Genomic DNA, 13501 nt, shown 5'->3' with positions numbered 1-13501 from the left:
GACGCCCTGGCGACGGGCGGAGGCGGCGGTGGCGGAACGGCGAGAGCCGCGGCGACGGGCGGTCGCGGCGGTGCAAGCGCTGCGGCGGCGAGCGGCGGGGTCGCAAACGTCGCCGTCACCGGCGCGCCCAGAACCGCGGTCGGCTGGGCGCCCGGACCGGCGGCGCAAGAGGCGATCGCGCAGCCACCGTTCTCCTGCCAGCACTCGCTGTGGTGCACGGCATGGCACGCCGGGCACTCGTGGACCGTGCCGGCAGCCTTCAACGGAAACCGGCAGTACGGGCAGTTGCGCCCGGCGAGCTCCTCACCGGCGCGGCGCCCGGCACTCGGCGCTGCGCCCGCCACCTCGGCGGCGGTGACGGCGATCGGCGACTCAGCGGCGCCGGTGACGCTGACCGGCCCCCCGGCGAGGGGGGCGGGCGCGCCGCACGCGGCGCAGTAACGGTCGCGCTCGTCGGCGAACGGCTGGCCGCACTGCGTGCAGTGTCGCGTGTTCACGGATTCTCCTCCGGGGTCTCTACAGGCATGCGCTGGCAGACTTGGAGGTCGCCGGGGTGCTGTTCGCAGCGCATGACGGTCTTCGGGCGGTCGGGCTGCTGCCCGGTCGGTTGCGCGGGCTGCGTGGTCCGCCCGCGGCCCGTCTGCTGGCGGGCCGGCTGGCCGGGAGCCGACCCGCGGACGCCCTGCGCGGGCGCGGCGGGCGGCGGCGGGTCATCGGCCGGGGCCCCAAGGACCAGCCACCCGCCGGCGCCCAGGGCAATGCCGACGGCGACGAGCAGCGCCATCGCCACCGGCGGATATCCCTGGCGTGCCGGAGTCGTGTCGCCGGCGGCGGGCCGCTGGCCGGGGCGCGGCGTGGCCGCCTTCCCGACGTTGACGACCTCGCCGTGCTGCCAAGCGAAGATCCCTTCCTCGCCGGCGTGCGGGTCGACGACGTACGCGATCTGGTGAGCAGCCGCGAAAAAGTTGCGGTGGATGAACAGATCGTGCTCGGAGAGGAAGATGCCGAACCCGGGGTGGCTGTGGTACCAGCCGACGATCTCCTCCCCCGCGAACCGCTGCTCGAGTTCGCGGTGCACGTCCTCCCAGGCGTCGTGGGTGAACGTCAGGCTGGCAGTCTGGCCGTCGGCGCGTAGCGCTGGGACAATGCCGCGCACGGCGACGCGGCCGTCGTTGCGGGCCCGGCCGATGAGGAAGCCGCCGACCTCGTTCGCGAGGTCTGAGAAGACGTGGTCGTAGACCTCATCGCGGACGCCGGGCATCCAGAGCGCGCCGACGATGTCGCCATCGCTCAGCATCGGGCACCCTCGGCGCGCGCGGCGGCGCTTCGCAAGAGCCGACCCTTGATCTGCTCGAACCGAGCCGGGCTGCCAACTCCGAGGATCGCGTAGTCGACGCCGCAGTGGACGAAGACGGCTGGGGTGGTGGCCGCGGCCGTCGTGAGCGCCGGGCGTTCGCCGGCCGCCTGGGCCCTTGCTGCGGCGCCGCGGTCGCCACAGAAGCGGCCGGTCAGCAGCGGCCCGCGAGCGCGGAACGATCTCATCGCAGCTGGAGGCCCTCGATCGTGCCGTCGAGGATCAGGTGCGTCCGCTCAAGGCCGGCGCGGAGCGTGATCACATCACCGGCCGGAAGACCGACCCGGTCCGGGGTCGCCTCGAGCAGCGCGGCGGGACTGTCGGCGTCGACGCGGTGCGTCGGCGTGAGGCGCCGCCGCGCTCCGCACGCAGGACAGGCCGCGTCGGACTCGCGCAGGGCGATCGCGGGGCGCAGCACAGTGTCGCGCCGGCCACACCCGCACTGGAAGTCGACGACGAGCTCGTGCTCAAGCTCGACAACCGCGTCGCGTCCGAGGTCGTGGAGCGCGCGGTGCAGGATGTCTGCGAACGGCACGTCACGCCCCACGGCGGCGGCGTGCTCCAGGTCATAGCTGTCGTGGCTCAGGCAGTCCTCGCGGTGCGGGTAGACGACGGTGTAGTGGTCGTGCGTCTGGCCGTTGTAGATCACGCCCCGGCCCGCGAACTCGTAGCCGGACGGCTCGGCAGCGTGAAGCAACTTGACCGCTTCGGCGACCTGCATCGCGGCGACCACGCTCGAGGACGTGGCGACAGTCGGGACCTTGCCGGCGAGCATCTCGTCGCGCGTGAGCAGCGAGCAGGCGCGCCGCGCGGCGAGCAGCTCGAAGTCGCGCTCAGACAGCGTGCACTCGTAACACGCCGAGCCCGGCGGGCTGAACACGCGCATTACTCCCATAAGCCCTTCGATGGCGCCGTCGATCCACGGCACGCCGGCCTTCCAGCACGCCTGGTTGACGTGCAGGCGCGCCTCGCGATTGTCCAGGCCGCCAAGGATGAGGTCGAACTGGCGGTACAGGCCGACGCCGACGGTCAGTCGAATGTCGCCGGTAACGCCGATGACCTGGCAGTCGCCGTTGAGCTGCCCGGCGGCCTGCGCGACGACCTGCGCCTTGGGGCGCCCGTCGTCGCCGGGCCGGAAGAACACGCACCGCGCGAGGTTGGAGTTCTCGACGGAGTCGAGGTCGCAGACAACGACGGTGCCGACGCCGAGCAGACACAGGTTCTTGACGAGCTCGTTGCCCAGCGCGCCAGCGCCGACGACCAGGACCCGCGCTTGGCGCAGCAGATCCTGGTGCCACCAGGAGATCAATTCCTGGCGGTGGTAGCGGCCGTCGGTGCCGTCGCCCAACCGCACGTCCAGGCGCCGGTCGGCAGGGCGTTCTCCGGTGGCGGCCATCGCTAGCCGGCCGTGATCTCTGCGACCAGGCGAAGGACGTCGCCGTCGGCGACGCCGGCCTGCTCGAGCGTCTGGCCGTCGCCGATCTGGCGCCCGGACTGCTTGTGGTGGAAGCGGTAGGACAGCGGCTGCCCGTCGGGGCCAGTCGTGGGCAGCTCCATGAGCTCGACCAGCTTGGCGAGGATTCGCCCGGAGGCGGCGTCTCCGGGGACGGAGGCCTCCTCGCGCTTGTTACCGGTGGCGTCGACGACAGTGATGTCCATGACGGGCGGGGGCTCCTAGTCGGTCGGGGTGTGGGTGGTGTCGCGGGGCCTCAGGCGGACCGTCGGCTCGGGGTCGAACACGGACACCGGCGCGGCGAGGTTCGTGGTGGCCGCCTTCGATGCGCGCTGGCGCAGCCGGACGGTGCGGGCGCGCACACGCCGGCGGCGGAGGAGCGCCAGCACGGTCGCGGCGGCCAGCAACAGGACGGCGAGGCCGACGGCCGCGTAGGTGATCCAGCCGGTGTTGTCGCCGCTGTCTGCGGCGACGACGTGACCGGGGCGCAGCGTGGCGGCACGCGCGATTGGAACGGCAAACGCGATGCCGCGGGCCTCTGTGAGCATGCTGGTGGTGACGCCGAGGACGCGGCCGCGACGGTCCAGAAGCGGCCCGCCGGAGTTACCTGGATTGACGGCGGCGTCGGTCTGCAGCCGCCCGCCGTCGCCAACGCGAACCGCCGAGACGATCCCGCGCGACACCGACCCCTCCAGGCCCAACGGCGACCCGACGGCGTACACCGACTCCCCCACGTGGGCGCGTTCGGCGCGCACCGCGATCGGCCGCAGCTTCATCGTCCGGGAGTCGATAAGCGCGAGGTCGTCGCGACGGTCGACGGCGACGACGGTGCCGTCGGCGCGCCGGCCGCCGTCGGTCAACAGCTGCACCGTGCGTGCCGTGCCGACGACGTGCGCGTTGGTGAGCAGCCGCCCCGGCTTGCCGTAGGCGAACGCGGCGCCCTGCGCCTCGCCGGCCAGGACGGTGACCACGCGCACCGCGGATGTCTCGATCGGCGTCGACTGCCCCGCGACCGCGCGAACGGGCGCCGCGGCCGACACCGCGGCCAGTCCCGCGAGCGCGCCCGCAAGCGCGGCGCTACGCATGCGCGCCCACCAGCTTCTGCACATCGCCGTCGGGCACGACCGCGTGCTCGCGCGCCCACGCGGCGGCGGCGATGTTCAGCGCATCCGCAAGACCGAAAGCCCGCCAGCCGGCGAGCTCGACGAGCCGGACGACGAGGTCGCGCAGGCTCTCCGACGGCGACCAGGAACCGATGCACACCCCGCCGTGGCGGTCGGGCCCGAGCAGGTTGGGATGGAACACCGGAGTGCACCAGGTGATGACCGGCGGGCGGCGCGGATAATCCAGGTGCAGGTACACCGCGAACTCGTGCTCGTCGCGCGCCACCGGTATGCCGTCCTCCCCGGGGGCCAGGCCGGGCGCCGTGAAGCGGACGCTGTAGCACTCCGGCGGCGACCCGGACGCCGTCACCGCGACCACGCCGGAGGCCTCCAGCTCGCGCAGCTCGTGATGGTCGACGACAAGGCGCCGCTCGCGCGGCGTCATACGCCAGCGACAGTCCGCTCGGAGTAGGCGAACGCGGTGCCCCCAACCTGGACCATGTCGCCGTCGCGCAGCCAGTGCGACGTCACCGGAGTGCCGTTGATCGAGACCGGGCAGCCGTCGAAGGCAGTCAACGCGCGGCGCGGGCCTTGCTCGTCGATACGGAAGTGCATCGGCGCGACCGCCGGGTCCTTGATGAGCGTGATCTGCGCCTTCGGGCTGGAACCGACGATCGTGTTGGCGTGATAGAGAATGAACTCCTTGCCGGCCATCCCGCCGGAGACCAGCTTGATCCACGCCTGCCGGCGCGCCGTCTCCACCAGGCCGATCGCCGCGCCCATCGCCAACCCGACAACCGCCAGGCCGATCAGACGCGACGCGGTCGCTGAGTCGGTCGCCTCGCCGATGTAGTTGAACAAAAACCCGCCGATCGCCGCACCGACGGTGCCGCCGACCAGCGCGTTGACGGTCTTGCGGCCCGAGCGCTTGGCGGCGCCAGCGGCCAGCCCGATGCCGGCGCCGAAGATCGCCCACGCGAGCGCACGCGCAGCGCACAGCTTGAAGTCGGTCGCGCTGATGTCGTCGCCCGTCGTCAACGCCTGCACGACGATGTCGCGGATGATCGACGCGTAGAGCTCCTGAGCGATCGCGCCAGAGATCGCGCCGCACACCGCGCCGATCGCCGCGCCGATCCCCGCCGCGGGCAGCGCAGCCTCCCACACGCGGCTCGTGAGGTCCTCCCAGGCTGCATAGATCGCGCCGAAGACCGCGCCGGCGGCGCCGAACTGCAGCGCGGTGGTGCGCACGAGATGCTCACCGGCGGCGTTGTCATCGGTGATCAGCTCGAGCAACAGCCACGCCGCCAAGGCGGCGACGAGCGCGCCGATCGTGCTCATGACCAGCGTCGACCGGAGGTTCAACCCGCCGGCCGCGGAGCGGCCGGTCATGCCACCGAGCTGCAGGGGCGCCGGCTTGACGCCAGCGACCGGCGGCAGCGCACCGGCGGCCGGAGCGCCCGGCGCGCCGATCGGTGGCATCGGCGCCGCGGTGCTCGCGGGCATGCGGCTGAGGTCCTCGTCGGTGATGATCAGCTTCTTGCCGTCGCTCATGCTCCGGGCTCCTTGTCGCGTCGCGGGGTGATCATCGCCACGTCGGGATCAGTCACCGCGTCCCGTGAGGCAGCGGTGACGTGCTTGGCCGCCGAGGCCGACGGCGTGAGTGAGATCTCAAGCTCGGGCTGGCCGAGTTCGACGTTGCCGACCGGGAAAACCTCCGGGTGCTGGTCGGCCCAGTACGCCGCGACCGCGTTCAGCGGGCTGCGCGTGTTGAAGATCCGGTACTGGATCATGTCGCCAACCTTGGTGACAACGTCGACCAGGCCTTCCCCCGCCGACCAGTAGTCCGCGATGCAGTAGTGCTCGCCGACATTGGGGTGAAAGACAGGGGTGAGCGGCACCACATACGGCTGCTCACGCGGGTACCCGAGCGGCAGCCTGATCTCGATGACGTGCTCGCCGGCGGTGACCGGCTGCTGGCCGTCCAACCGCAGCCCCGGCAGGCGGTAACTGACGCGGTAGCCCTCCGGCGGCGGCGGACCGAGCGGTTCGATGCGGACGCGCGGATGCCCGGAGAACTCCGAGCGCAGCGCTTGAAAATCGGCCGCGAGACGGCGAAGACGTGGATTCATGAGCCGAGAGTCGAAGGACAGAAATCGGGATGGAGATCGGCAGGCACGCCTTGACGCTTGAACGAATCGTCTCCGTCCGCCCGCGTGACGAGTTCATGCCAGTGGACCTGCCGCTCGTTCCGGACCAAGCCCCCAACCCGACCGACGCGGACCATCGAGCCGAGCAGGCGCATGCCCTGCCGGCAGCCATGATCGGGACGCGTCGCAATCACCCCCTGAGCCTGTTTCGTGGCAGTCCGCGCGTCGTAACCAGGCGAGCACGATCGGCTGGCCGCACCGGACGGCGCGGGTAGCGACCGCGCTGGCGCATGCGCGGCGCGACACGGCTCGGTCGCGGCGTCCGGGCACGCCGAATCACGTCGTCCCTCAGTGTCGACATTCGTGGCACCGTAATGCCGACATCGACCCTTCGCACCTGCCAACACGTCTAGTTCGGTGAGATCCACCCCGATTCACCGCCAGCCCGCCCTACGCGCCGAACCGCGGAGTCCTTGAGGCGCACAGAGCCAGGTGTCTTGGCGCTGACGCTCTCGCAGCGGTGGCCGAAGCGAGCGATATGCCCCGGGCATCGAGCGACTCAGCGAAGGCGCATTCCTGTACCGAACGTACCGACGCTCTGCGCCCGGTCGCGCTCGCCCCGGCGAGAGGTAGCCGGACGCTCGTGGTTGGCCGGCGTGAGCGAAGTTCGTCCCTCCTTGGGAAGGCAAGGCTCTCGCGGCCGGTGCTAAACCGCCTCAGGGTCGAAAGCGCAAGGTCCCCTGGGGCGTTGAGCCCGCGCGTGGTCTTCAGCTCGCGGGCGAGTTCGAACGCGGTGATCGTGCGGTGACGCGCGAAGCAGCACGCGTGGCCGCAGGCGCCAGTCGCAGCTGACTGAACCGGTTCGACAACGCGGCCGGGGCGCGCAGGCACGGACCCTCGGCCGGCTGAACGGCCGTTGGATTCTCCTTTCCCATTAAACCCTGCTGGGGCTCCGTCGCCGGTGTGTGCGACGCTTGCGGCATGGCGCATGATCGCTGGTCGCGGCTGGGTCGGGCCGAGCTGGTGGCTCTGGGCAAGACATGGTCACGGAGCGACTGGAGCGCGCCCGCTGCACAGTAACTCGGGCAAGCAACCCGATGGACGGGAGACTGGAAGTTCGAACCGCGGACGGCCGGTCTTTGGAAGTGTTCGTCTCGACGCAGCGCGTTGGCGGATACGCATTTTGGACCAAGCGCCGACTGCAGCCGGCCGGTCACCGCTTCGTCGCACTCGTCCTCCTCGCCGAAGAACCGGAGCCCCGGCTCTACCTCGTGCCGAGCGATGAATGGCTGGACGCCTCGCCGCCGCTCACGGACCGTGACTATGAAGGCAAAGCAAGCGAGCCCGAATACGGCATCGAGATCGGGCGCTCCTCCCTCACCTCCCTTCGCCGCTACGCCTGGACCGAAGCGGCTGCGAACGGCTACTTCGGCTAGCCTCGGCACCCGTCGACCCAGGAGACTCATGGCTGAGCCGCTGCTGGACCGTATCCGCACTGAGATCCGCGCCCGACTTCGCCAGTGCGAGGCGGCCGCGCTCGAATACGCGCGCCTGGAGGCCGCACTCGTCGCGCTCGGCGACGTCCAAGGCCCGACGTCGACCACGCCCAGGATCTCGGATGCGCCGGCGTCGCCGAGCGCACGGCGCGCCTCGAAGCCGCGTACCACTGCGGGGCGCGCGCCGCGGGGCGCGAACCGTGCTGCGGTGTTGAGCGTGCTGGGGGATCGGCCCGGCGTCAGCGCCGCCGAGCTCTCCTCGGCGTCCGGCGTGGCGAGGCCGGTGCTCTACTCGCTGCTGAAGACGCTCGAAACGCGCGGGGAGATCGCTCGCGAGCAGTTGCCCGGCGGCACCACCGGCTACCGGCTCGCACCGGGGGCAGCCGCCGAACCGGTCGCCGCCAGCTGAGCCGGCGTCTACCGAAGACAGCGGCGCGACGGCACAGGGCGTTACCTGTCGTTCACCGCCCGGTAGGAGATCGCTCTTCTTCGCGCGCGTGCTCGCGGCGTGCGGGAGATCGCGCGGGTGCTCGGGCGTTCGTCGTCCACGACACCCTGCGCTCGGGATCGAGCCCCTCGCCCCGCCGCCGTCGTCATAAACGAGTGTTCGCGCGTCCGGGTTGTCCTTGGTCGCGGCCAGATACGAGGCCACGAATTGGCGAAGACCCACAACAGGCGCTCAATCGTTGGCGCCGCTCAGATGCCCAAGCACGTCGTACTCGACCTCGCTGGACGCCCCGTCGCGCGCGATCAGTCCAAGCGTGACGTTTCAGCAGCGCCGTCAATTTCGTCGTTGGGATCTCGACGCCCATCGCCCAAGGTTGCGGGCAGCGCGCGCTGCGCTTGCTCCATTTGGGCTGTCGGACCCGCCTTTGGACTGACCACGGCGCCGCGCGCTTGATGAACCGAGCGTCGGCGAGGCCAGCTCAGGGCTCGGCGCGTCGCCGACGGTGATCGTGTGATTGGGTGTGTGCCGTGCGCTTGCATCGTGCTGCCATGGCGGAGTTCGTCGACGAGATCGTCACGGGACGGCTTGCGCCGGGAGACGTGCTCGCCCGCGAGGTCGAGGTGGCCGACCGATTCGGCATCAGTCGTGGCGTCGCGCGCGAGTGCGTGCGCGGGCTGGAGGAACGGGGATTGGTGACCGTGCGCCACGGAAGCGACACGACCGTCAACCCGCGCGAGAAGTGGGATCTCTTTGACGAGTATGTGCTGAGCGCCGCTCTGGGCGGCGCGGCCGCGGTCGAGTCGCTGGGCGCTTACCTTGAGTGCCGGCGGATCATCGAGGTCGAGGCCGCGGGCCTGGCGGCCGAGCGGTGCGCCCCGGAGCACGTTGCGGCGTTGGAGGCGCGGTTTGCGGCGATGGTCGACGCGACGAGGGAACGCGACCGGCGCCGCCGCGAGCAGCGCTTCCACGAAGCCGACGTCGCGTTTCATGTCGCGTTGATCGAGGGCACGGGCAATCCGCCGCTGGTGTTGCTCGTGCGCCGGATCTATACCGCGTTGATGGCGGCTCGCTTTCCGCTCGCGCGTCCCGCCTACCGCAGGACGCGGGCTTTGCCGGAGCATGCCGCGATCCTCGCGGCGGTTCGCGCCGGCGATCCGCAGGCGGCGCGGGACGCCATGCGTACCCATCTCATGACCGTGGAGCCCTATCTCCACGAGCACGCACGCCGAGTCGCACGCGGGGCGTAACGAGCCGAGGCGCGTGGTTGACGGCCGCGGCCGGCGTCGTCGACCCGAAGCGCGCTGAGAACGCCGTTGGTAGTTACCGCTCTGGTGCGGCGTAGCGTGTCGGTTGTCGATGTGGTGAGGTGATGGCGCATGACCGGGAAGCGCCGCAACGATCGTTTGCGGATCGACGGGTACATCCGGATCTCGCTGGTGGGCAAGCGTCGCGGCGAGCAGTTCATCTCGCCGGTCGTGCAGCGCGAGGAGATCGAGGGATGGGCGCGCCGGCACGACGCGGAGATCGTCCGCGTCTACGAAGAGCTCGACGAGTCGGGGCGTCGGCCCGATCGTCCGATGCTGGAGGCGATCGCGCATCGGATCGAGCTCGGCGTCACGCGCGGCGTGGTCGTCGCGACGGTCGATCGGTTCGGGCGCTCAGAGCTCGATGCGCTGTTGACGATCCGGCGCATCCAGAACGCGGGCGGGCATTTCTTCTCCGCGCGGGAAGACTTCGACCTGGGCTCAGAGGTCGGTCGCTATCTGTGCCGCGAACTGCTGTCGATCGCCGAGTTTCAGTCAGATCGCCTGAGCGTCGGCTGGCGACAGGCCAAGGACAAGCTGATCGCCCGCGGGGCGTGGCCCGCGTCGCGGGTGCCATTCGGCTATCGCCGCGCGCGCTCAGGAAAGCTGACGCCTGACCCACGCACTGGCTCCTATGTCACCGAGCTCTTTCGCCGCCGTGCTGCCGGCGCGACAGTCCGCGAGCTGTGCCGGTACCTCGAGACCGAGCAAGTCCGGACGCCGAACGGGCACAGCGGCTGGGCGCCCGGCACGCTCGAGAACATCTTCCGCCACCGCGCCTACCTCGGCGAGATCCAGTGGGGCGCGACGAATCGCCCCCACGCCCACCCACCGTTGGTCGACGGCGCGACCTGGGAGCGCGCGCAGCGTCCGCCGATTCGGAGCCGCCGTCGCACGGGCAATACGTCTCCGCTGCTGCGCGGACTCGTCCGCTGCGCGGGCTGCTCGATGTCGATGAGCAGCATCACCGTCCGCACACCCCAGGGGCGCGTCTACCGCTGCTACTGGTGCGCGGGCCGCAGCGCCGGCGGACCCTGTCCCGCGCGCGCGTACATCCAGGTCGCGCCACTGGACGCCTACGTCGTCGAGACGGCACTCGAGGTGCTCGCCCATCGCCGCAGCCGCCGGCCCGTCGCGGTCACCGCGGCGACTGCCACGCTCGAGCAGGCCGAACGTGCGCTGCGTCGCTACCGCGACAACGACCGGCTCATCGAGCGCCTCGACCCTCACGCCTACGCCGATGGACTCCTCGTCAAGGACCGGCGCGTCCGCGAAGCGCGACTCGCCGTCGCGCTCGCGCGCGAGGCCGACGAGCTCGATCAGCTTCCGCTCGCCGGCGAGATCAAGCAGCGCTGGCCCGCGATGACCACCGACGAACGCCGCGGCATCCTCGCCCGCATCATTGACTGCGTCTTCGTTGGCTCCGGGCGCCTCCCCGCCCCGGATCGCGTGACGATCTGCCCGCGCGGGACCGCCCCACCCAACCTCCCGCGTATCGGCGATAAGAAGACCCGAGCACGACCCTTCCGTCCCCGCCGTGGTGTCAGGCGACGCCCGGGGACCGGCACGCGACCCGCGCACCGCTGGAGCAACGACCGGCTCGAACGCGAGCTGCGCGACTTCCTCAGCGGCCGACCGCACTGGCCCGCCCCTGACGTCTTCATCTGCGCCGGCCGCGGCGAGCTGCTCCAACAAGCGCGGCTGCGAGCGCGTGACGAATGGTGGGCCTTCCACTTCCGGCTCCCCATGCAAGAACCCCCCAGGCCCCCACGCCCCTGGACCGACGAGCGCATCCTCAACGAGCTCACCGCCTACCTCGACGGCAAACCGCAGTGGCCCACCATCCCCGAGTTCCGCGCCGCCGGCAAACACGCGCTGCGCTGGCGCGTCGGCCAGACCGGCGGACTCAAACGCTGGGCACCGCTGTTCCCCGAGGTCGCCTGCCCGCAACTGCACCGCTGGAACGACGACGAGATCCGCCGGCAACTCGTCGAGTTCTGCAACGACCGCGCACGGTTCCCCACCCAAGCCGAATTCAGCGCGGCTGGCCGAAGCGGCCTGTTGCACGTGCTCGGGCGTCGCGGCGCGTCGTGGTGGGCCAACCAACTGTCCCTCCCGCGCGCCCGAGACTGCTCAGCCGCGCCGCCCGAAGGCAGCGGCGCGACCGCACGGAGCGCGTGTGATGACCGACGCGAGTGAGGTTCGACGGACGATCGGCGTGGTAACGGACGCTCGCGGCAACCTGAGCCGTCGAGCCGGCGACCGGCGAGATCACGCGGGCGGAAGGGCGGCGGCGAGCGCGCGGGCCAGCGCGTCGACGGCGGCCGCGTCCAGCAGCCCTTTGGCGTTCAGTCGTTTGGCGAGCGCTTTGCGATACAGCAGCAGATGACCGCGCATTTTCAACGTCGCCAACAGCGGCAACTCTGCCGTGGTGAAGCAGAGCACGCCGTGCACCGGCGCGTCGGGGTGGCCGCTCGCCGCCAGCCCGTCACGGACCGCGGCCACCTGGCGGTCAAGCCCGTCGATCAGCTTGGTGCGATCGCGACCGTCGATGAGCAGTTTCGGCGTGCCGAGAATCGGCCTGGTGACGCGTACCTTGCCGCTGATGTTCTTGGCGTCGATCACGAAGACGCCGGCGGGAGCGATCGCCAGGTGGTCGATGTTGCCGCGACCGCTGGGCATTCGGCGATCGTGGAGAAGGATCGTCGGCGCATCGCCGGTACGCTGCTCCAGCGACGCCGCGACCGCCTTCTCGCCCAGTTCCCCGCGGTGAAAGGCGCTCTCGTGCTGCGGCGCGCCGCGGAGCGCGAGCAGCAGCCCTCCGATCCGCGGATGGGCCTGCCGCGTGCGCTCCTCGCGTGCGCGTCTGCGTCGCTGATACTCCCAAGCCACGCTGGCTCCGGCTTCCCCGCGGTCAAGCTCAGGCTGCCCCGACGCGGCGGCCGCGGAGTCGCCGATCTGCGGGCAAGCCCTGCAGGTCACCGTCCGCGCCCCGGCGTCCCACAAAGCCTCGGTGCCAGCCGGCAGCTCAGCCCCGCACTCGACGCAGACATCGGCCCGACGAAGCCTGAGCGCTCGCGAGGCCATGCCCTGCGAATCGGCGCGGCACGCTCGCGCCTTGAGCACAGCCGGCCGTCGCGCACCACCCAACCTCGTGCTGTCGGCCGCCGACATTTGCAGAGCAGACTTCCAGCCACATCGCACCTCCGGCCAGGTCCGCGGCGGTGATCGATCCACGAGCCATCGGTGACTCGCCCGGACGATCCGTGTACGCGACTAGGCCCGCGCAGGCCCTTGTCGATGATCAGCTGGCTGAACTCCGACCCATCGAACAGCAGCAGCTCCTTGGCCGTCGCTCGGCCCTGCCGAGCGCATAGCTTCGCGCCTCGTCCTCGAACTCGGTCGTCGTGACGACCAGCCCGATCTCGACGCCATCCATCGAGGCGATCAGCTGGTCGATCGGCTCCACGCCGGCCCGGCCATGCTGCGGGTGCCAGTACTTCACCTGGACGTGAACCGGGACGAGCGTCAGACCGCCGACGGGGAACTGCGCGATGATGTCAGCGCCGACATCGTGCTGGCGGGGCACGATACGCGCGTCCGCCGCGCCCAAGGCCGTGAGGACGTCGCGGACCAGCTCCTCGAACCGTCGCTCGTCGAAGTAGCCGCTCAGCAGCCCGCGGCGTGTCTCCTCGACGAGGCGCTCGCGCAGCGTCGACGCGCCCGACGGATGTGCGGCGCCGTCGGCCGCGACCAGCGCCAGCCGGATGTCCTCGATCAGGTCGGACGCATCCGTGACCGTCCCCTGCTCTTCATGCGGGACACCAGCGCGGCGCGGGCACGGCGGCGCGAGATCCCTGCGGCGCGGTTCAGCCAGGTCAGGGGCGGCGATGAACCGTGTCGTCATCGTCTCCGGCGTCGTCCTCGAAGGCGTCGCCGGCGACCTCGCCCACCGAGAACGCATTCGGTCGCGGAACGACGATCAGCTCCCCTCCTGCATCTCGCGCATGAACCTCCACAGCCCGCCAGCCGCCCGGCCCGAGCGGCGGTAGTCGACATCTCGGCGTAGTGGGCAGCGTGGACGCGCTCACGGAACTCGTCGTAGTCGAGGTCCGGCGCGTCGAGCCCACGCGCCCCGCTCCACCCGACCCAGCAGCATGCCGAGCTCGCGTCCGAGCTCGGCCAGCGCCTGCGGG

General features: G+C 71.1%; 13 protein-coding genes and 1 pseudogene. 4 read left to right on the top strand and 10 right to left on the bottom strand.

The features are described 5' to 3' along the window. Positions 1 to 176: 176 nt before the first annotated feature. The 8 genes and pseudogenes from H958_RS49245 to H958_RS0127355 all read right to left on the bottom strand — a co-directional run. Positions 177 to 344 (bottom strand): annotated as a pseudogene (locus tag H958_RS49245) (RING finger protein); the annotation flags it as partial. Positions 345 to 493: 149 nt separating this feature from the next. Further along, complete coding sequence (locus H958_RS44175) at positions 494 to 1297, bottom strand: Mov34/MPN/PAD-1 family protein (RefSeq protein WP_028060985.1); 804 nt, start codon at positions 1295 to 1297, stop codon at positions 494 to 496. Positions 1298 to 1538: 241 nt separating this feature from the next. Then, positions 1539 to 2750, bottom strand: coding sequence for a HesA/MoeB/ThiF family protein (locus H958_RS40780; RefSeq protein ID WP_051324886.1), 1212 nt, complete (start codon positions 2748 to 2750; stop codon positions 1539 to 1541). 2 nt (positions 2751 to 2752) lie between these two features. Continuing rightward, positions 2753 to 3013, bottom strand: a complete 261-nt coding sequence (locus H958_RS0127375; protein ID WP_028060983.1) for an EsaB/YukD family protein — start codon at positions 3011 to 3013, stop codon at positions 2753 to 2755. A 15-nt stretch (positions 3014 to 3028) separates the two neighbouring features. Continuing rightward, a complete protein-coding gene (locus H958_RS40775) occupies positions 3029 to 3892 on the bottom strand; it encodes a S1C family serine protease (protein WP_051324885.1) in 864 nt (287 codons plus the stop codon). Then, positions 3885 to 4355, bottom strand: a complete 471-nt coding sequence (locus H958_RS0127365; protein WP_028060982.1) for a ubiquitin-conjugating enzyme E2 — start codon at positions 4353 to 4355, stop codon at positions 3885 to 3887. The genes H958_RS40775 and H958_RS0127365 overlap by 8 nt, the downstream gene beginning before the upstream one ends. After that, positions 4352 to 5461: an FHA domain-containing protein gene (locus tag H958_RS0127360; protein ID WP_028060981.1), complete on the bottom strand. Its 1110-nt coding sequence runs from the start codon at positions 5459 to 5461 to the stop codon at positions 4352 to 4354. The genes H958_RS0127365 and H958_RS0127360 overlap by 4 nt, the downstream gene beginning before the upstream one ends. Next, positions 5458 to 5895, bottom strand: coding sequence for a ubiquitin-conjugating enzyme family protein (locus H958_RS0127355; RefSeq protein ID WP_196807592.1), 438 nt, complete (start codon positions 5893 to 5895; stop codon positions 5458 to 5460). The genes H958_RS0127360 and H958_RS0127355 overlap by 4 nt, the downstream gene beginning before the upstream one ends. 1301 nt (positions 5896 to 7196) lie before the next feature. On the opposite strand from H958_RS0127355, the gene H958_RS0127350 reads away from it, so the two are divergent. The 4 genes from H958_RS0127350 (at position 7197) to H958_RS0127335 (ending at position 11504) form a co-directional block, all read left to right on the top strand. Then, positions 7197 to 7493: a hypothetical protein gene (locus tag H958_RS0127350; protein ID WP_156028312.1), complete on the top strand. Its 297-nt coding sequence runs from the start codon at positions 7197 to 7199 to the stop codon at positions 7491 to 7493. Positions 7494 to 7521: 28 nt separating this feature from the next. Further along, positions 7522 to 7962 carry a helix-turn-helix domain-containing protein gene (locus tag H958_RS0127345; RefSeq protein ID WP_028060978.1) on the top strand — a complete coding sequence of 147 codons (441 nt, stop codon included), beginning with the start codon at positions 7522 to 7524 and terminating at the stop codon, positions 7960 to 7962. A 587-nt stretch (positions 7963 to 8549) separates the two neighbouring features. Beyond that, a complete protein-coding gene (locus H958_RS0127340; protein ID WP_028060977.1) occupies positions 8550 to 9248 on the top strand; it encodes a FadR/GntR family transcriptional regulator in 699 nt (232 codons plus the stop codon). 129 nt (positions 9249 to 9377) lie between these two features. Further along, positions 9378 to 11504: a recombinase family protein gene (locus H958_RS0127335; protein WP_028060976.1), complete on the top strand. Its 2127-nt coding sequence runs from the start codon at positions 9378 to 9380 to the stop codon at positions 11502 to 11504. Positions 11505 to 11576: 72 nt separating this feature from the next. Here H958_RS0127335 and H958_RS0127330 read toward each other — a convergent pair whose 3' ends face one another. Continuing rightward, on the bottom strand, positions 11577 to 12197 hold the full coding sequence (locus H958_RS0127330) for a nuclease-related domain-containing protein (RefSeq protein ID WP_051324884.1): 621 nt from the start codon (positions 12195 to 12197) through the stop codon (positions 11577 to 11579). A 412-nt stretch (positions 12198 to 12609) separates the two neighbouring features. Continuing rightward, positions 12610 to 13212, bottom strand: a complete 603-nt coding sequence (locus H958_RS0127325; RefSeq protein ID WP_028060974.1) for a restriction endonuclease — start codon at positions 13210 to 13212, stop codon at positions 12610 to 12612. Positions 13213 to 13501: the final 289 nt, after the last annotated feature.

This window comes from Candidatus Solirubrobacter pratensis, assembly GCF_000425945.1.
Taxonomy (GTDB): Bacteria; Actinomycetota; Thermoleophilia; order Solirubrobacterales; family Solirubrobacteraceae; genus Solirubrobacter; species Solirubrobacter pratensis.
The sequence above is the reverse complement of the archived record's forward strand: the minus strand, read 5'-3'. Positions and strand labels throughout refer to the sequence as shown.

Bases quoted from the DNA above. Each gene is read 5' to 3' on its own strand.
- H958_RS44175 (WP_028060985.1), bottom strand. From the start codon at position 1,297: ATGCTGAGCGATGGCGACATCGTCGGCGCGCTCTGGATGCCCGGCGTC.
- H958_RS40780 (WP_051324886.1), bottom strand. From the start codon at position 2,750: ATGGCCGCCACCGGAGAACGCCCTGCCGACCGGCGCCTGGACGTGCGG.
- H958_RS0127375 (WP_028060983.1), bottom strand. From the start codon at position 3,013: ATGGACATCACTGTCGTCGACGCCACCGGTAACAAGCGCGAGGAGGCC.
- H958_RS40775 (WP_051324885.1), bottom strand. From the start codon at position 3,892: ATGCGTAGCGCCGCGCTTGCGGGCGCGCTCGCGGGACTGGCCGCGGTG.
- H958_RS0127365 (WP_028060982.1), bottom strand. From the start codon at position 4,355: ATGACGCCGCGCGAGCGGCGCCTTGTCGTCGACCATCACGAGCTGCGC.
- H958_RS0127360 (WP_028060981.1), bottom strand. From the start codon at position 5,461: ATGAGCGACGGCAAGAAGCTGATCATCACCGACGAGGACCTCAGCCGC.
- H958_RS0127345 (WP_028060978.1), top strand. From the start codon at position 7,522: ATGGCTGAGCCGCTGCTGGACCGTATCCGCACTGAGATCCGCGCCCGA.
- H958_RS0127340 (WP_028060977.1), top strand. From the start codon at position 8,550: ATGGCGGAGTTCGTCGACGAGATCGTCACGGGACGGCTTGCGCCGGGA.
- H958_RS0127335 (WP_028060976.1), top strand. From the start codon at position 9,378: ATGACCGGGAAGCGCCGCAACGATCGTTTGCGGATCGACGGGTACATC.
- H958_RS0127325 (WP_028060974.1), bottom strand. From the start codon at position 13,212: ATGACGACACGGTTCATCGCCGCCCCTGACCTGGCTGAACCGCGCCGC.